Annotated in this window: 14 protein-coding genes; 6 read left to right on the top strand and 8 right to left on the bottom strand. The window is 37.2% G+C overall.

Annotated elements, in window-relative coordinates; genetic code table 11:
* The first annotated feature begins 2 nt into the window (after positions 1–2).
* Complete coding sequence (locus tag ABJ974_RS03150) at positions 3–2,819, top strand: gluzincin family metallopeptidase (protein WP_419869935.1); 2,817 nt, start codon at positions 3–5, stop codon at positions 2,817–2,819.
* A gap of 58 nt (positions 2,820–2,877) precedes the next feature.
* On the opposite strand, the gene ABJ974_RS03145 is transcribed toward ABJ974_RS03150, so the two are convergent.
* The gene (locus ABJ974_RS03145; protein ID WP_419869934.1) at positions 2,878–3,807 is read right to left on the bottom strand and encodes a T9SS type A sorting domain-containing protein; all 930 of its coding nucleotides are present in this window, start codon (positions 3,805–3,807) and stop codon (positions 2,878–2,880) included.
* Between the two features lie 195 nt (positions 3,808–4,002).
* On the opposite strand from ABJ974_RS03145, the gene ABJ974_RS03140 reads away from it, so the two are divergent.
* Positions 4,003–7,200: a hypothetical protein gene (locus tag ABJ974_RS03140; protein ID WP_419869933.1), complete on the top strand. Its 3,198-nt coding sequence runs from the start codon at positions 4,003–4,005 to the stop codon at positions 7,198–7,200.
* A 141-nt stretch (positions 7,201–7,341) separates the two neighbouring features.
* Positions 7,342–8,334 (top strand): tRNA dihydrouridine synthase DusB, encoded by a 993-nt coding sequence (gene dusB / locus ABJ974_RS03135; protein ID WP_419869932.1) that lies wholly within the window; start codon positions 7,342–7,344, stop codon positions 8,332–8,334.
* A 57-nt stretch (positions 8,335–8,391) separates the two neighbouring features.
* On the opposite strand, the gene deoC is transcribed toward dusB, so the two are convergent.
* The 5 genes from deoC to ABJ974_RS03110 form a co-directional block, all read right to left on the bottom strand.
* A complete protein-coding gene (gene deoC / locus ABJ974_RS03130) occupies positions 8,392–9,135 on the bottom strand; it encodes a deoxyribose-phosphate aldolase (RefSeq protein WP_419869931.1) in 744 nt (247 codons plus the stop codon).
* A 4-nt stretch (positions 9,136–9,139) separates the two neighbouring features.
* Positions 9,140–9,610 (bottom strand): Lrp/AsnC ligand binding domain-containing protein, encoded by a 471-nt coding sequence (locus ABJ974_RS03125; RefSeq protein ID WP_419869930.1) that lies wholly within the window; start codon positions 9,608–9,610, stop codon positions 9,140–9,142.
* A gap of 38 nt (positions 9,611–9,648) precedes the next feature.
* Positions 9,649–10,584, bottom strand: a complete 936-nt coding sequence (locus ABJ974_RS03120) for an endonuclease/exonuclease/phosphatase family protein (protein ID WP_419869929.1) — start codon at positions 10,582–10,584, stop codon at positions 9,649–9,651.
* A 387-nt stretch (positions 10,585–10,971) separates the two neighbouring features.
* The gene (trmD, locus tag ABJ974_RS03115; protein WP_419869928.1) at positions 10,972–11,643 is read right to left on the bottom strand and encodes a tRNA (guanosine(37)-N1)-methyltransferase TrmD; all 672 of its coding nucleotides are present in this window, start codon (positions 11,641–11,643) and stop codon (positions 10,972–10,974) included.
* Positions 11,640–12,902 (bottom strand): NAD(P)/FAD-dependent oxidoreductase, encoded by a 1,263-nt coding sequence (locus ABJ974_RS03110; RefSeq protein ID WP_419869927.1) that lies wholly within the window; start codon positions 12,900–12,902, stop codon positions 11,640–11,642. Before ABJ974_RS03110 ends, trmD begins: the two co-directional genes overlap by 4 nt.
* A 65-nt stretch (positions 12,903–12,967) precedes the next feature.
* Here ABJ974_RS03110 and ABJ974_RS03105 point away from each other — a divergent pair, with 65 nt between their 5' ends.
* Both ABJ974_RS03105 and ABJ974_RS03100 read left to right on the top strand, forming a co-directional pair.
* Positions 12,968–13,831, top strand: a complete 864-nt coding sequence (locus tag ABJ974_RS03105) for a glycoside hydrolase family 25 protein (RefSeq protein ID WP_419869926.1) — start codon at positions 12,968–12,970, stop codon at positions 13,829–13,831.
* Positions 13,832–13,928: 97 nt separating this feature from the next.
* Complete coding sequence (locus tag ABJ974_RS03100) at positions 13,929–15,827, top strand: ABC-F family ATP-binding cassette domain-containing protein (protein WP_419869925.1); 1,899 nt, start codon at positions 13,929–13,931, stop codon at positions 15,825–15,827.
* Here the strand turns inward: ABJ974_RS03100 and ABJ974_RS03095 are convergent.
* Positions 15,824–16,882, bottom strand: a complete 1,059-nt coding sequence (locus tag ABJ974_RS03095; protein ID WP_419869924.1) for a Gfo/Idh/MocA family oxidoreductase — start codon at positions 16,880–16,882, stop codon at positions 15,824–15,826. The two genes, ABJ974_RS03100 and ABJ974_RS03095, sit on opposite strands and share 4 nt — an antisense overlap.
* Positions 16,883–17,508: 626 nt before the next feature.
* On the opposite strand from ABJ974_RS03095, the gene ABJ974_RS03090 reads away from it, so the two are divergent.
* Positions 17,509–18,045: a hypothetical protein gene (locus tag ABJ974_RS03090; protein WP_419869923.1), complete on the top strand. Its 537-nt coding sequence runs from the start codon at positions 17,509–17,511 to the stop codon at positions 18,043–18,045.
* Between the two features lie 93 nt (positions 18,046–18,138).
* Here ABJ974_RS03090 and ABJ974_RS03085 read toward each other — a convergent pair whose 3' ends face one another.
* Entirely contained in the window at positions 18,139–18,774 is a 636-nt protein-coding gene (locus ABJ974_RS03085; protein WP_419869922.1) for a peroxiredoxin, read from the bottom strand.
* Positions 18,775–18,797 lie beyond the last annotated feature (23 nt).

Here is an 18,797-nt window from a genome sequence, read left to right as displayed (position 1 = left end):
TTTTGAAAAAGATTAGTTTTTGTTTTATTCTGTTTTGGGGATTTGTGCAGATCGCTGCACAAAAGGATAGTATATCTATAAATGTACAGTTCTCAGAAGATAAAAAAGTTCTGAATATCAGCCAGAGGCTCGTTTATTTTAACAATTCGGAAAATGATTTAAAGGCCATTAAGCTTTTAAACTGGGTTTCAGCCTATAACAAAAGAGGAACCTCTCTGGTTTACAGAAAACTGGAAGACAGGAATAGTGATCTTCATTTTGCTAAGCCCGAACAATTAGGTAAACTATTGCAGCTGGAAGTGAAAAACATACAGGATTCCGCTTCTGTTTCCAATCTTTCTGATGAAAATATCTACATTCCCCTTTCGGAACCGCTAAGGCCGGGTGAAAGCACTCAGCTGGAACTTCAATACCAGATCCAGCTTCCGGATCAAAAATTTACAGGATACGGAATCTCTGAAAAAAATATTGCTTTAAAATATTTCTTCCTGGTTCCCGATCATTTTGACCCTGACAATACTTTTAAAAAAGTTTATTACGATATTGAAGAATCTGTAAGCTTCAATACTTACTGGAATGTAAACTTTGACCTGCCCCCGGATTATTTTATTGAAAGCGGACTTCCTAAAACAGAAGCTCATTCTTTCAGAGGATATCTGAACTCTGATCCTGAGTTTTTAATTTCCACCCAGGAATATCCTTCCATAACAATCAATACCAAAGATATCCAAACGCAGGTGAGCTTCGGGTATAACCTGAGTCCTCAGGACAAAGAAAACCTGGAATTTTATCTTCCGCTCCATCTAAGCTTTGTTAAGGATAAAATTGGCTCCATTCCCCAAAAACTCTTCATCTCTAATAAATTCCGGGATAAGGAAGATTTCTTCGGTAATAATGACATTAATTTCTGGAAATTCAGATTTCAGCTCTTTTCTGCTGCCGAGAAAATAGACATGGATTATTTTGGGATCATTGCCAAAAAAGTGCTGGATGAAAGTATCATCACAGATAAACAGGATAATCACTGGTTTAAAAACGGTTTAAAATCTTATCTTGAAATCCAGTATCTGAAAAAATTCTATCCAGACACCAAATTATTGGGTAGCTTACCGGAAACGAGGATTTTCGGAATCAAGCCTTTAAAGCTGTTTCATGCGTCCAGAGTAAACCTGTTAGACCGCTACGGCCTAGCCTATCAGTATATCATGGCTCAGAATCTTGACCAAAAGATCAATTCGGAATATACCGTTCTGAGTAATTTCAATGAAATGGCTATAAGCAGTTTTGAAACCGGAAGCCTGTTCAATTATTCTGCGGATAAAATGGGAACCGAAAAGTTTGAAACGGTTGCTAAAAATTATATTGCTAAAAATAATGATAAGCAGGTTCAGCCGCATGACTTTTTAAAGGAGCTTGCAGAAAAAGAAAAGTCTGCCGACTATCTGTCTTCGTTCTTTCAGCAGAAAAACAGGGTTAATTTTAAGCTAAAAAACTTTAAACGCGGAGAAGACTCTTTGCATGTTAAAATCTATAAAAATACTCCGCTTGATATTCCGGTAAAATTGGAAGCCCAAACCAGAGACGGCAGTACAAAGTCTTATTGGGTGGAAACTCCCGAGAATGAGCACATCAAAACCGTTGCAATTCCTGCTCTGGATATTTATAAAATAACTTTGAATGATGATTTTATCTTTCCTGAATCCAAATACAGGGATAACTTCCTCTATACGAAAGGAATATTTTCAAATACCAAGAAAATTAAGCTGAAATTCTTAAAAGATATTCCCAATCCCGAATACAATGAAATTTATATAAGCCCAAGAATACGCTTTAATAATACATATGATAAGTTTCTGTTCGGAATCAACCTGAAAAACCAGTCTTTATTTGAGCAGAAGTTTTTGTATTCCCTTACCCCAATGTATAGCTCTGGAACGGGAAAACTTACCGGTTCAGGGGCAGTATCCTACTCCATTTTACCTGCTGAAAGTATAATAAGAAGCCTTACTTTTGGAGTTTCGGGGTCTTATTTCCATTATGATTATGACCTTGCTTACCGGAAAGCATCTGTCTTTTCCAATATTAATTTCAGAAAAAATCCGAGAAGTACTGTGAGCAGAGGGATCAGCCTTTCCTACAATTATTTTGAAAGAGATCTGAGTCCGCTGATGGCAGCAAACAGTGATTATTCACGATACAATCTGTGGAGTGCAGGCTATGGTTATTCGGATAATCAGATGATCCATGAGAAAAGCTTTAGCATCAGTGCGCAGGGGATGAAAGATTTTAATAAAATTACAGCAGAAGGCTTCTACCGATGGGAATTTGCACCCAAGCAGAAGTTAAGCCTACGGTTATTTGCAGGATATTTCATTAATAATGATACCCGTAACAGTACATTTAACTATGGTATTTCCAGGGTTTCCAATTATTCCTTTTCATACAGTCTTTTGGGAGAAAGTGCAACAGGGGGTATTTTATCCCAGCAGTTTATTCTTGCCGACGGAGGCTTTAAATCTTTTATACCTGGAAGTGTAAACCAGTGGATTACCTCTTTCAATGTAGATTCCAGCGTATGGAAAATTTTCCACGTATATGCCGATGCAGGTATCTATAAAAATAAACATGCTTCTACCGAATTTATTTGGGACAGCGGCATTAAGGTAAGACTGATTCCCGATTTCCTTGAAATATATTTTCCCATCCAATCTTCTTTAGGCTTTGAACCTTCTTTTAAAGATTACGCCAAACGGATCCGGTATACATTGGTTCTTAATCTGGGAGCTATCATTAACGCAGCCAGACGCGGATGGTATTAAAATAAAAGCGGCTGCATATATATACAGCCGTTTTAATAATAAAAAACTCACAATTAATTTAATCCTTCAATATTTTTTGAGAAACAGGGTTATTGTTAATTATTCCTGTCACGAGATAATTTCCTTTTGGCAGCTCAGAAATATTTAATTTCTTGTTTACTTTTAAAGCTGATTCTTTTACAATCTTTCCCAGGTTGTCGTAGATCCGGATGGTACTAACTCCAGGTCCAAAAATAATTTCTCCATGCTGAACAAAAGTATTTCTGACAAAATCAGTTTTTGATTTCTGTATATCCTTTACAGCAAGTGACCTTCCCGTGGGGGTCAATGAAAAATCATCCACTGCATACAACCCATCGCTTCCCGTTTCATTCTTATCCGCCCATTTGATAAAGAGACTTTGCCCAACGGGAATGTCCAGTCCTGAAATGGTGTAGGATTTATTGATCCTGTTGGCTTCTGAATTGCCATTTACAGGAACGCTGCTGCTGCTTGAAGTCAATATTTCCACCAAATCCAGAGGGGTAACCGTTGTCCAAGTTCCGGAAGTTAAGCTGGTAGCGTCGGTACTATAGGAAAAGGCAACGGTTTCTACTACGGCATTGCTGGCGGACCTCCACTGCTCTTCTGTAAATGATATGGCAACACTGGCAATGGCATCTTCCGTATTATTGACGAACTGAGCACCCAATGCGGGTACTGTAGATCCTGAAGCTATCGTTCCCAAAGCCCTGTCCGAAGAGCCGTTTGTTCCTACATTATAAACACCTCCCGAATTGGCAGTTCCATCCGTTACGGTAGGAGTTAAAGATTGTCCTGGAGTTCCGGATCCGGAAGCCCTTACTGCTGACCATCCGGCTGGAAGTGTAGTAGTATTCCCCATAGAATCAAAATCCTCAAGATAAGCCGTTCCTAAAGAAGTCAGACTAACCTGACCGACGGCAAAAAAAGAAGCAAATGCAAATGCTAAAAAATAAGTCTTTTTCATAATTGTTTTTCTTTTGTGTTGTTGGTGTGAGTGTTATGCGACAAATTTAATGGGGATTGCAAAACCCGAAACAATAATGAGATTAATTTTGTGTTAATATTCCTATACACTTATTGTTAACATTTTTTAAGTATTTTTACGAATTATTTTTTTTAGGGCTTGCGGAATTTTACTTTAATACTCTTTTCACTATTTATGGGCATATTTTTTAGTAATGCTCAGATCTTTTCGTGGAAGAATCCGAATATCCCCGAAGACACCCTTAAAAAAGACAGTATCATAGCTCTAAGGCTGGAACAGGACTTATTTACGAAAGATACTTTAGATTTTGTAAAGACTAAGAACAAAATTGTTGTAGATGAAGCCGTCCTTATGAAAGATGATAAAAAAAGATTCCTGGGAGAATTAAATTCCAAAGGATCCATTATCCGCGGTATCACTTTCGGTAATAATCAGGGACAGTCCGTACAAAGTTCGATGGATCTCCAGATTTCAGGAAGACTTTCAAAGGATGTCACCATATTAGCAAGTATTTCAGATCACAACCTTCCTATCCAGGCGGATGGATATACCCAGACCCTCGAAGAGTTTGATAAGATTTATATGCAGCTTAATATTAAGGATAAGTCTATTCTCCGGGCCGGACATCTGGACCTGCTGGATGATAAAAACTATTTCGCCAAATACCAGCGGCGTAGTATGGGACTCCAGTTTCAGACAGAGCTTGGAAAAGAAAATAAAACCTTTGTAGATGTCTCCATGGGAGTGGCACGAAGTGAATTTCACAGGATACGTTTTCAGGGGATCGAAGGAAACCAGGGACCTTACCGTCTCACCGGAAAAAACGGGGAGCAGTTCATTACCATTATTTCGGGATCGGAACAGGTTTTCATTGATGGTATTCTTATGAAACGCGGGGAAAATCAGGATTATATTATCAATTATAATACGGGAGAGGTTACCTTTACCAGTTTCCGTCCTATTTTCCAGCAAAACTTCATTACCATTTCCTTCAATTATACGAATAGAAATTACTCCAGATACCTCTTTACGGGAAAAATCGAGCACAGAAGAGAAAAGATGAAACTGGGGTTCAACTGGTTCATGGAGAATGATAATAAAAATGCTCCTTTATCTTTAAATTTATCTAAAGAAGATGAGCAGATTCTGGCCAATGCCGGAAATGATACCAATCTCATGTATGCTCCTTCAGGAGTGGTAACGGAATATGATGTGAATAAAATTCTTTATCGTCTCGCTTCCGGAGCCAATGGTAATTTTTATGAATTCTCTACGGATCCTAATGAGACGCTGTACCAGGTTTCTTTCACCTATTTCGGAACCGCACTCGGAGATTATATTTTGAAGCAGACGACCAACAACGGACGTGTTTTTGAATATGTTGGTCCCAACGCCGGAGATTATAAAGCGGTAAGAAAGCTTCCTTCTCCCGAAAAATCCCAGGTATTCTCAGTAAACTCAGAATTCTTGCTTAAAGATGGTAAGATAGGAGCTGATATTGCATTAAGTAATTATGATCTTAATTTATTTTCTTCTAAAGATTCTGATCAGAATATAGGCTATGCAGGCAGGATATTCGGAAATAAAACTTTCACAAAAAATAGCTGGAAAGGAACACCAAGCTTCGAATATCAGTACATCAACAGGCAGTTTCACATCTTAGACAGGATCAATGATGTGGAGTTTTCCAGAGATTTTAACCTAACCCAGGAATTTAACCAAAAAACTCAAAACAGGTTTATCTTCAGTTTCCTTAATAAATGGAGCAATAAATCTACCCTGAACTACCGTGTCAATTACCTTGATGAAGAGGACACTTATAAAGGGATTAAAAACGATCTGGATTTCACCTGGCTTAAAGATAAATTCAATACCAAAGGTAACCTCTCCTACCTGAACACCAACGCCATATTACAGGACACTAAATTTATAAGAGGAGGTGTTTCCACAGAATATACCGGCAAAAAAGGAAGCTGGGCGCTGGGCGGAAGCATGGAGCACAATGAGAAAAAGTATAATGATACCCAGCTCATGGATGTTACCAGTTTCAGCTGGAAGGAAATCTTTGTACAGAAAAAGATTGGCGATACCCTCAGAACAAAATTGCTGGCCAAAGTTTATATGAGGGATAATGACTCCGTACGCGATAACAGGCTTCAGAATATGAATAATATTTTGGGAATTATGGCGGAAAGCCAGCTCATTAAAACGGAAAAAACCACCCTTAATGCATTAATACACTACCGTAAATTCTTTTATCAGAACCAGGATGTTGATATGAACCGGAATAATGATTTTGTAGTGGGAAATATTCTTTATAACCAGCAGCTTTTCCGTAACGGGATGCGTTTACAGGCTTTTTATGAATTAGGAAACGGACAGGAAGCACAAAGGGAATTCCAGTATCTTAAAGTAACAGACGGACAGGGAATTTATAAATGGACAGATTATAATGGTGATGGAGTACAGCAGCTGGATGAATTTGAGATCGCCGAATATTCCGATCTTGCCCAGTACATCCGTGTATACACCAATTCCGTACGATATATTCCTTCCAATAAAAATAAATTACAGCTTGCTTTATTTGTAAACCCGGCTGTCGTTTTCAATTCTGAAAATAAATTCCTGAAGCGCTGGAATTTTAATATTTCCCTGAATTCTCAAAACTCATTTTATAAAGAGGATAAAGTTCTGGTATTAAATCCTTTTGAAAAAAATGCCAATCAAATTCTTAAAAATCAAAATATATTAGCCTCGGCACAGTTCAATCCCACCGACCAATCGGGGTGGAATGGTAATTACCGCTTTATTTCCAATGACAATCTCGTTAATGCCAATTTCAGTAATGAAGAAAGGGTTCAGACTTCTCATTTTGTCAATATTGGATATTGGTTTAATAAAGAGTTTAGGATTGACTGGGAAAATTCTCTTCATGATATTGAAAATTCTTCCCAACTATTTACCACCCGGGATTATAAGCTTAATAATATTGAAACCAAACCTAAAGCCACGTATAAATTTACGGATGCCATTCAGGCAGAACTTTCTTCCGCTTACCGTCAGAAAAAAAGGCTGGATGGTGAAGAGTTCCTTAAAACCTTTGACATTACGGGAACAGTACAGTGGGAACGTAAGAAAACTTCTATAAGAGGAAACTTTTCTTTTATTAATAATAATTTTACAGGGAATAGCTTCAGTATTGTAGGGAACCAGATGCTGGATGGTCTGAAAGCTGGAAAAAACCAGGTGTGGAGTGTGTTTATCCAACAGGCGATCAATTCATTTTTGCAGCTTAACCTTAATTATGAAGGAAGAAACTCAGGAGACCGTACGATCCATATCGGAAGCATGCAGGTAAAAGCGAGTTTCTGATCCAGATCTTTTCCAAAAAATCAATATCTGTCATAAAGGAAGTTTAAAAAATTCTTTTAAAGTTTAATCTCATTTTATAGTAGATTATTCACATAGATATTATCTGTCCGTTAAAAGATCAGAATTTTGTAAATTTGCAGCATGATAAAAATTGGCAACATACAACTGCCGGAATTTCCGCTATTGCTGGCACCTATGGAAGATGTCAGCGATCCTCCTTTCAGACGCTTATGCAAGATGCATGGTGCGGATCTCATGTATTCGGAGTTCATTTCTTCCGAAGGGTTGATCCGTGATGCTATTAAAAGCCGGAAAAAGCTTGACATCTTCGATTATGAAAGACCCGTAGGTATTCAGATATTTGGAGGAGATGAGGAGGCGATGTCTATGTCTGCCAGAATTGTAGAAACGGTAAATCCTGACCTGGTAGATATCAACTTCGGCTGTCCTGTAAAAAAAGTAGTTTGTAAAGGTGCCGGAGCGGGTGTACTAAAAGATATTGATCTTATGGTGCGCCTAACCAAAGCTGTGGTAAGTTCTACCCACCTTCCGGTAACGGTAAAAACCCGTCTCGGATGGGACAGTACTTCCATTAATATTGATGAAGTGGCAGAACGTTTACAGGAGACAGGAATCAAAGCTTTAACGATCCATGCACGGACCCGTGCCCAGATGTACAAAGGAGAAGCTGATTGGGAACATATTTCCAGAATAAAACAGAACCCTAATATAGAAATTCCTATTTTCGGGAACGGAGATATTGACTCTCCGGAAAAAGCTTTGGAATACAAGCAAAAGTTTGCATGTGACGGTATTATGATCGGACGTGCTGCCATTGGATATCCGTGGATATTTAACGAAATCAAACATTTCTTCAAGACGGGAGAACATCTGCCGGAACCTACTATTGCGCAACGTTTGGAAGCGGTCCGTCAACACGCAGAATGGAGTGCTGAATGGAAGGGAGAAAGACTGGGACTTATTGAAATGAGACAGCATTACAGCAACTATTTCCGGGGTATTCCTCACTTTAAGGACTTCAGAAAAAAATTCCTGGAGATTTTTACTTTAGAAGAAATGGATGTTCTTATTAAAGAAACCCAGCAGTTCTATTCAGAATACGAAAAAGTATAAAATATAAAAGCCATCATATGCATGATGGCTTTCTTTTTATTAGATTTTATCTCTTGATTAATAACCTTGTGAAGCTGACTGATTGTTTATCAATGCCAACGCTGAAGAGGTTCCGATTCTTTTTACGCCCATATTAATCATTTTTTCGGCATCTTCGGGAGTTCTTACTCCACCTGCTGCTTTTACGGGAAGTTTTCCGGCATTATCCAGCATGATCTGTATGCCTTCAAATGTGGCTCCGTTCGGCTTTCCTTCTTTAGTTTCATAAAACCCTGTAGAGGATTTTACAAAAATATGGGGTAAATCTTTATCGGAAAATTTTTCCTCTGCCCATTGGGAAATTTTTTTAGTAATATCAGCAATCTGAGCATCGGTTAAAGCAGCAATTTCAATAATCCATTTGGCTATTTTATCATGCTTAAGACATAGCTCGGTACATCTTTCAAATTCATCCTTTACTAAATCAATATTTCCTTTCAGATAGGCGTTATAATTGATTACAAAATCCAGTTCGTCGGCTCCATCCTGTATGGCTTTTGCCGCCTCTGCCAGTTTTTCATCAACGGAATAGGTTCCTTCATGAAACCCAATGACAGTACCTACTACAACATTTGAATTCTTCTCCTTCAGAAATTTTTTAATTTCAAATACATAATCCGGCCGGATCATTACCGCAAAAATTCCGTTATCAGCAGCTTCCTGAGCCAGTTCCTCATCCTTTTTAAGAGTTTCTTCTCCGGTGAGACCTGATTGTAAAGGAGTTTTTAGATAGGTTGAATCCAAATATTGAGCAATATTCATATCATTATACTTTAAGTTGTCTGTAAATACCTTGCTCCAAAGATATGAAAGTTTCTGTTCTTGTCACTCCTTTTAGCTTTTGGAGTTTGCTCAGAATCTGCATCAAATGATCATTGTCTTTACATAAAACTTTAAGGAAGATCGTATAATTACCTGTTGTATAATGAGCTTCAACCACTTCATTGACATCCTGTAATGCTTTAACTACTTCAGGATAATGGCTTGGCTGATCTAAGAATACACCGATATACGATATCACCTTATATCCTATTTTTTTAGGATTCAGGAAAGAAATGGAATTTTCTATTACCCCTGCATGCTCCAATTTTTTAATTCTTTGGTGTACGGCAGTTGTTGAGATTCCAACATTTTTTGAAATGTGTGCTAATGAGGTTTTAGCATTGTCCATCAACATGTAAATAATTTCTTTGTCGATCGAATCTAAATGATAACTGGTGTTGCTTGAATTTTTCATTCTCTACTTTTTTATATTTATGTTTTGCTTTTTTCTTTTTATCCACTCTTAAATTTCACATACACAGGAAAGTGGTCGCTGTATCCTCCCAAATACCGTGTGCCGGCATACGTTCGGAAGGGGCGTCCCTCAAATTTCCTGTCTCTGCTGCTAATCTTCTCAGAGCTGAATACACAGGCTTCCTGAAAAGACAGAGTTTTATTTCCTTCAAAAAAAGATTTGGATAATATGATCTGGTCATACAAGAGTCCAGATTTATAATGAAAAGTAGAATAGTTTCTTGCAGAAAACAACGTCAGAAAAGGGTTTTCCAACATTTTCATATGGTTATCACCATAGACAATTTTCATCAATTTTTCATCATCTGGGTTTTCATTAAAATCACCACACAATATCACATCTTCCTTATCTTCATACACTATCTTCAAAATCTTTTCCCTGATTTCTTTCAGGATAAAGGCTCTTTTGGGTTCATTAATATCTTTCTCCCGCTTTGAGGGAAGGTGCGCGATAAAGACATTAATAATCTCACCTTTATATTTCACTTTTGAATAGAGTACATCCCTAGTTGTGTCATAATTATCTGTGTTTTCATCTATAATTTCAAAAAAGAAAGTAATAGGATCCGAATCTATTATTTCTATTTTATTCTTGTCATATAGTAAAGCCACATCTACCTTTCTCTCATCCATGGAATTATAATGAATAATTCCATATTCCGAGTTAAAAGGTGGCATTTCTACAAGTTCTTCCAATACTTTCCGTCCTGAGACTTCAGCTAACCCTATCATGAATGGCAGAACGCCATTTTCCTCCTTCATCAGTTGAAAAACATGCGAAATCTTGAAAAGCTTGTTCTTATATTTTCTGTAATCCCAATTTCTCAGTCCTGATCGGGTAGGATCTAATCTATGAACTGGTGGTGGGTCTGGCAAAAATAAATTTTCTACATTGTAAAAACTGAACAGCTCCATCAACACATATTTCTATTCTTAACTTCTATTTTTATCTATTTTATTTTATAAGATTGTAAATTTATTACATTTTTTTGAATATGATTAATTACTTAATACCGTCGTATATTTAACCCTACATTCAAAAGATTTACATATAAATGAACAATCATAATTAAAACACAAATATACGATTAAAATTTTTAATATTTTAATCCATTTTTTAATTTATACGAAAATCAAAATAACAGTGTTAATTTTAAGAATATTAATTTAAAATTTATTAAATAAGAATTATTTAAATATTTTTTTTGCCAATTTTTTAATTTTCGTAATATTGAGTTAACATACCAAATTGGAGAATTAAAGTGCAAAAACTTCTATACGAGGATGTTAAAAAGCAAAAATTTACAACAAATCCGGACGTTTCTGCTGGGTAATTTTTACCGCCTCCTCATGTCTCCATTCTTCAATTTTTGCAAAATTTCCACTGAGCAGGATTTTAGGCACATCTAATCCTTTGTAGCTTTCAGGACGTGTATATATAGGAGGTGACAGCAAATCATCCTGGAAACTGTCCGTTAAAGCACTCTGCTCATCATTCAAGACTCCCGGGACCAGCCTGATAATGGAATCGGCCAAAACACACGCAGCCAATTCACCGCCTGTCAGTACATAATCACCTATTGAAATTTCTTTGGTAATATGCAGTTCTCTCACCCGCTGATCAATTCCTTTATAATGCCCGCATAAAAAAATCAAATTATTTTTAATGGAAAGTGCGTTGGCTATTTTTTGATTTAAAGTTACCCCATCGGGAGTAAGATAAATGATCTCATCATAATCACGCTGAGATTTAAGCTCAGAAATGCATTTATCTAAAGGTTCTACCATCATCACCATGCCGGCTCCTCCTCCATAAGGTTCATCATCCACCTGCCTGTGCTTTCCTACGGACCAGTCACGTAGGTGATGAAAATGTACTTCTGCCAATCCTTTATCCATTGCCCTTTTTAAAATTGAAGTTTTGAACGGGCTTTCCATCAGCTCAGGAAGCACACTTATAATATCTATTCTCATTGTACAGTTTCGTTTTTCTTATTCGGCAGTATAATCAGTCGCAAAGATGAGTCTTTATTAAAATAACTCCACATCCAATTGAAGAAAACAGCCAATTTATTTCTTACACTCAAAATAAGCATCAAGTGAAGGAACATCCAGAAGTACCATGCCAGGAACCCCTGAAATTTAAAAAAGGGTAAATCCACTACTGCCCTGTGTTTTCCGATAGTGGCCAGTGAACCTTTATCTTCATACTCATATTCTTTCCACTCGCTTCCCTCTTTTTTCAGAAGATTCTTCCCAAGATTTTTTGCCTGGGTAATGGCAACATTGGCTACCTGCGGATGAGCGTGTTCATATTTAGGAGTCTCCATATAGGCAATATCTCCTATCGCATAAATATTATCATACCCTTTTACACGGTTATAACGATCCACCACATAGCGGTTCCTCACCAGTTTATCCTGAGGAAAACCATCTACAACATTTCCGGTAACCCCGGCAGCCCAGATTACATTATTGGAAGGAATCTCTTTACCGCTCTTCATGATCACTTTATCTCCATCATATTCGGTAACGGTTTCCCCGCTCATAAAAGTAACTCCCAGCTCTTTCAGATATTGCTCCGACTTTTGCTGGGCTTCATCACTCATTACAGCCAAAGGCATATCTGTGGAGCTTACAAGAATAATTTTAAGATTATCAAAATTCATATAAGGATAGTCTCTCGGAAGGATATCTTTTTTCATTTCTGCAAACGCTCCAGCCAGCTCCACACCGGTAGGACCGCTTCCCACAATGACGATATTCCAGTTTCCTTCATCGCTCCTGCTTTTTTCAAGAATAAGCTTTTCAAAGGTCATTAACACATGATTCCGGATTCCGATAGCTTCCTGGGTATTTTTCATTCCGAATGCCCTGCTTTCCAAACCCAGGTTACCAAAAAAATTGGTTTTACAACCTGTTGCAATCACCAGTTTATCATAGCTGAACTCAGCTTCATCTGTAATTACTTTATTCTGGGAAGGAACAATTTCTTTTACTTCCGTTAAACGGAATTGGGTATTTCTCGATCTTTGGAAAATTTTTCGAAAGGGAAAAGAAATATTGGAAGGCTCAATCCTTCCGCACGCTACCTGATAAAAAAGCGGCTGAAACATGTGATGATTGACACAGTCCAATAAAATTACTTTTTTATTTTTGTTATTTAAGGTTTTTGCCAGTTGTAATCCGGCAAAGCCTCCACCTATGATTATGATCTTTTCACGTGTTTCCATAATAAACAAATTTACAGATTTTATTTAGCATTCTATTACATAAAAAGTTAGTTTTGCAAAACTTTATGAGTAAAAAACACAACAAAAAAACAGCCAAAAACCTCCATAAAAACAGACGGAACAAATATTTTTTCCGGAGAAGGGTTATTGTACTGATCATTTTAATCATTGCTTTAATAGGAACAGGCCTGTACCTTAAACAGTCTATTACTTATTACTACGCTTTATATTTTAATAAATTCACTCATAAAAAACTTCATAACAGCGAAAAGGAAGCACTCAGGATTCAAAGGATCATTTCTGATAATTTAGATAAAACCTATGGGCTTGATATCTCCCATTATCAAAATAAAGAAGATATCCAATGGGACAGCTTAAGCATCGGGAACAGAACGATTCCCTTGGAGTTTGTAGTTATGCGGGCCACTATGGGCAACAAAAGTGCTGACAAACATTTTGACGAGTTCTGGGAAAAAGCAAAAAAGCACGAACTTATCAGAGGAGCCTATCACTTCTACCGGGCAGACGAGGATCCTATTATCCAGGCCAATAATTTTCTGGAAAATGTGAAGCTGGAAAGCGGTGACCTCCCTCCTATTTTGGATATTGAAAAAATTCCGAGACGGAAAACCAATGAAAGGCTTGTAGAAGACCTTAAAGTCTGGTGCAAGATCGTAGAGGAAACCTATGGTGAAAAGCCTATTATATACACGTATTACCACTATTATAAAGACTTTCTCAAAGGTGAATTTGACGATTATCCTTTGTGGCTGGCCAATTACAATGATGTTCCCTCTCCGTCCCCTGATGACCGCTGGGACTTCTGGCAATTTACCGAAAACGGTATTGTATACGGGATCAATACCAAAGTGGATCTGGATATATATAACGGAAGCCTGTGGTCTTTAAAAAGCCTCACCCTGGATTAGTCTATCTCAAAAATGTAATTTACCGGATAGTAAAATGCACAAAATATATTTAAACCCTTAATATTTTGTATTTTCGCGCTACGAAATTTTTATAGAAATGAATTACGTTGCTGCTGAGAACCTTACCAAATCCTACGGAATAAAAGTTTTATTCGAAAATATTTCTTTTAACATTAATGAAGGAGACAAAATTGCCATCGTTGCCAAAAACGGGAGCGGTAAATCTACCCTTCTTAAAATTCTGATGGGTAAAGAAATCGCAGACAGCGGAAGTGTCATTATCAATAAAGATATTCAGGTAGTTCTGTTTGACCAGGAAATAGATTTCGATCCCAACCTTACGATCGATGAATTTATGATGACCCTGGATTCGGAACCGATCATGGCCCTTAAAAACTACCACAAATCCCTTCATTCCACCGATAATGATTTTATCGAAAAGGCCCTCGCAGATATGGAAGCTCATAAGGCGTGGGATCTGGAAAATGAAATGAAGCAAATTCTTTCCCAGCTTAAGATCACTGATCTGCAAGCCAAAATGGGAACCCTGTCGGGAGGGCAGATCAAACGTGTAGCGCTGGCCAAGCTCCTGACAGAAACAAGGGCTGAACACCGGCACACGCTGTTAATCATGGATGAGCCTACTAACCATCTCGATGTTGAAATGGTGGAGTGGCTGGAAAATTATTTAAATAAAGCTAAAATAACCTTACTGTTGGTTACTCACGACCGTTATTTTCTGGACAGCGTCTGTGATATTATCTGGGAAATGGAAGATCAGCGCCTTTACGTTCATAACGGATCTTACGCCACCTACCTGGAAAATAAAATGATCCGTGAAGAGAACCTTGATGCAACTATTGATAAGGCTAATAATCTCTACCGAAAAGAGCTGGAATGGATGCGGAGACAGCCCAAAGCGAGGACTACAAAATCAAAAAGCAGAATAGATTCCTTCTATGAAACCGAAAAAATAGCCAAAACAGATACCCGGAAACAAAATCTTGAGCTGGATTTTGAAATGAAACGCCTGGGAAATAAAATCCTTGAGCTTAAAAACATTTATAAAAGTTTTGGCAGCAAAGTGCTGTTAAAAGATTTCAGCTATCAGTTTCAACGGGGAGAGAAAGTGGGGATCGTAGGAAAAAACGGTGTGGGAAAATCTACACTTCTCAATATTATTCAACAGCTTGAAAAAGCAGACAGTGGAGAAATAGAAACCGGGGAAACCATATCGTTCGGTTATTTTTCCCAAAAAGGACTGACTTACAAGGAGGATGAAAGAGTTATTGATTTCATTAAGGAAATAGCTGAATTTTATCCTTTGGCTAATGGAAAAAGTTTATCGGCATCTCAGTTTTTACGTTTATTCCTGTTTGATGACCAGACCCAGTATTCACCGATATCAAAGCTTTCAGGCGGAGAAAAAAGAAGATTGCATTTGATGTATATTCTTTATCAGAATCCTAACTTTTTGATTTTTGATGAGCCTACGAATGATCTGGATCTTCCTACCCTCACTGTTCTGGAAAATTTCCTGCTGCAGTTTCAGGGTTCATTAATTATTGTTTCTCACGACCGTTACTTTATGGATCGTATTGTAGATCATATTCTTGCCTTTGAGGGAGAAGGAAAAATAAAAGATTTTATAGGGAACTTTTCAGAATACCGTGAAGCAAAAAGCAGAGAGGAAGCCATGGATAAAAATACCGTATCCAAGGCTGAAGTAAAAGAAAACCCTCCTGCCCATAATTCCCAATCCTCCGCTACCAAAAAAAGAAAGCTATCTTTTAAAGAACAGCGAGAACTGGAAGTTATCGAGAAGGAGATGCCGGATCTTGAAGAAAAACGCAACAAAATCCTGGATCAGCTTAATAATGAAGCTGATTATGAAAAAATTTCAAAGTTATCTTCCGAGTTGGAAACCATTTCCGGACAACTCGAAGATTATGAGATGAGATGGCTGGAACTCCAGGAAATTTTAGGTGAATCCTAAGATAAGAGTACTATTTTCCCCTGCTCCGAACTCTCCAAAGCAGCATCTATGATTTTCATATTTTGAATAATCTCCGAACCTGGTGAAGGCAGAGAGTAGCCAAAGACGATATGTTCATAAATTTGCTGGTAATAATTCATATAATTACCGGGTTCACTGGCTGTTAAAAGTCTTTCTGTTTCACCATTTTCTTTCAGGAAGTTTAAAATCCCATCAGTTTCCTTAAGCGGAAGAGTCCATTCTTTTCCATATTGAGGAACCGCTCCGGCCACCAGTTCATTTTCCTGATTATCCGTCCTTTCCTGTAAGAAACTCCCTTTCTCCCCATGCAGCGTATAGGCATAGTGAGCCTCTTTGCTGAAAACAGAAGATTTGAGCCTTAGTCTTTTCTGATCTTTATAGAAAAAAAGGATCTCAAAATAATCATTGGCAAAATCTTCTCCTTTCATTGAAAAAACATCTGCATATAATTTTTGAGGAAATCCAAACAGCTGTGTTGCCTGATCAATCAAATGAGCACCCAAATCATGCAGCGAGCCTGATCCTGTCTGCTGAGGATTTTCTTTATGCTGTTTTCCGCTCGGCGTAGTTCGAAAGCGGTCAAATCTTATTTCAACTTCTTTTATATTTCCTAATTTTTCAGCGGTAAGAATTTTTCCTACCTGAAGGTAATCCCGGTCGAACCTTCGATTCTGGTACACGCTTAAAAACAAATTTTTCTGTTCTGCCAGTTCCACCAATGTGGCGGCTTCCTGAACATTTACCGTGAAAGGTTTTTCAACAATAACGTGTTTTCCTGCCTCCAAAGCTTTTTTCACATATTCAAAATGAGTCTGCACAGGCGTATTTACCACGACTACTTCTACATCAGCTTTTTCCAGCATTTCCTCAACAGACCTATAAATAATGGCATCGGGATATTTTTCCCTTGATTCATTTCTGCTTCTTTCCACTACCGCAGACATCACAAAACCAGGATGTTCCTTTAAAAAAGGAGCATGAAAAATCTTTCCGCTCATCCCGAAAGCACAAAGACCGACTTTTACCAATTGCATATCTTTTTTTAACAAATATATTTATAAAATATTCTTTAAAAGACCAAAACAATATTTTATAACACAAATTTCTCTTAGTGCATTTTAATTCTTAAAAATTTCTCCCCGTCATTGAAAGATCTCATCAAAGAAATTATGTTTAAAGAATGAGAAGTTAAAAAACAGGAAATATTGTCCCCTATTTGATACAGGACATCTACATTTCAGATATGGGACAAAAGAAGTATTCAAAATAAAATTATTATGCATTAAATATGACATCTTCTTTATCTTACTGTTTTTTTGGCATTATCTTATTTTTTTTCATGACATATCGCTTCCTGATGTTCAATCCTAAAAACAAAGCTTTAATAAGGGAATTTAATTCGCTATTACAGACTGTGCAACAGCTTTAATCCTGCTATTCACATAGGATTACTGAATAGTTAATTATTAGCCAAAAAAATTATATTTTAATTACTCTTCTATGAACATTCACATTTAAAAAGACCCTTGGACAAGCATTCTGGCACATTTATTGTTATTTAGTAGATTAACAAAATAATAACATTAATTATTAAAAATTATAAATTATGAAAAAATTAATTTTTGCAGGTATATTAGGTATAGCAGGTTTGACTACCACAATGAATGCACAAATTGAGAAAGGAAACTGGATGGTTGGTGGTAACCTGGTAGGTGCCAATTTCGGACTTAACAAGGGAGGTGGATATAACTTCGCTATCCAGCCAAAAGGTGCTTACTTCGTAGAGGATAATGTAGCTGTTGGGGGATATGTTGATCTAGGATTCAGTGGTGCTAAAGATGCTCCAACTACTTTTACATATAATGTTGGTGCTTTAGGACGTTACTATCTTTCTCCGGGTGAAAAAGGTGTGAATAACTTACTACACCACGGAAGATGGTTCTTCGAAGGTAACGTAGGTATCGGTGGAGTTTCTATCTCTAAAGGAGGATCTTCATCTAATGGTCTTAACTTTGGATTCGGTCCTGGTTACTCTTACTTCATTACTCCAAACATTGGATTAGAAGGTTTAGTTAAATATGACGCTAATGCCGGATTCGGTAGCGGTGGTTATACTAACAAAATTACTTTCGGACTTGGATTCCAAATCTATCTTCCAACTTCAAGAGCTAAGCAAATCATAGGTGATGTAAAATAATTTATTTACATCCTTACAAAAAAATTAAAAGCGGCCCCGAAAATTTTTCGGGGCCGCTTTACAAATTAAAACTAAACTATAAAAAATCGATATCTAAATATTAGGCTGAGGCGTATATCTTAAATAAGGCTTTATCTCTGTAACTCCCTTAGGAAATATTTTTTTTGCATCTTCCGTAGAAACATGAGGAGGTACGATTACATCTTCCCCATTCGTCCAGTTAACCGGTGTTGCAATTTTATGAGAATCTACCAGCTGCAGAGAATCCAGCACTCTAAGGATTTCATCAAAATTTCTCCCTGTAGAAGCTGGATACGTAATAATTAAACGCACTTTTTTATCAGGGTCAATAATAAGTAAGGAGCGTACCGTAGCCGTTGCTGAAGCATTAGGATGAATGAAGTCATACAATTCCGAAACTTTCCTGTCCTTATCAGCAATGATAGGAAACTGCACATCCGTGTACTGGGTTTCATTAATATCCTTAATCCAGTTCTGATGATCTTCAACTTCATCAACACTTAATGCAATAACCTTGGTATCTCTTTTATCAAATTCATATTTAAGCCTTGCAGTTTTTCCCAATTCGGTAGTGCAAACCGGGGTGTAATCTGCCGGATGAGAAAATAAAATTCCCCATGAATTTCCGAGATAATTATAAAAATCAATATTCCCAGCAGTGGAAACTGCCTGAAAATTAGGTGCTGTATCTCCTAGTTTGATTGACATAATACTTTGTTTTATTAGTCTAC

Source organism: Chryseobacterium sp. CT-SW4 (assembly GCF_048572715.1).
Taxonomy (GTDB): domain Bacteria; phylum Bacteroidota; class Bacteroidia; order Flavobacteriales; family Weeksellaceae; genus Chryseobacterium.
The sequence above is the reverse complement of the archived record's forward strand: the minus strand, read 5'-3'. Positions and strand labels throughout refer to the sequence as shown.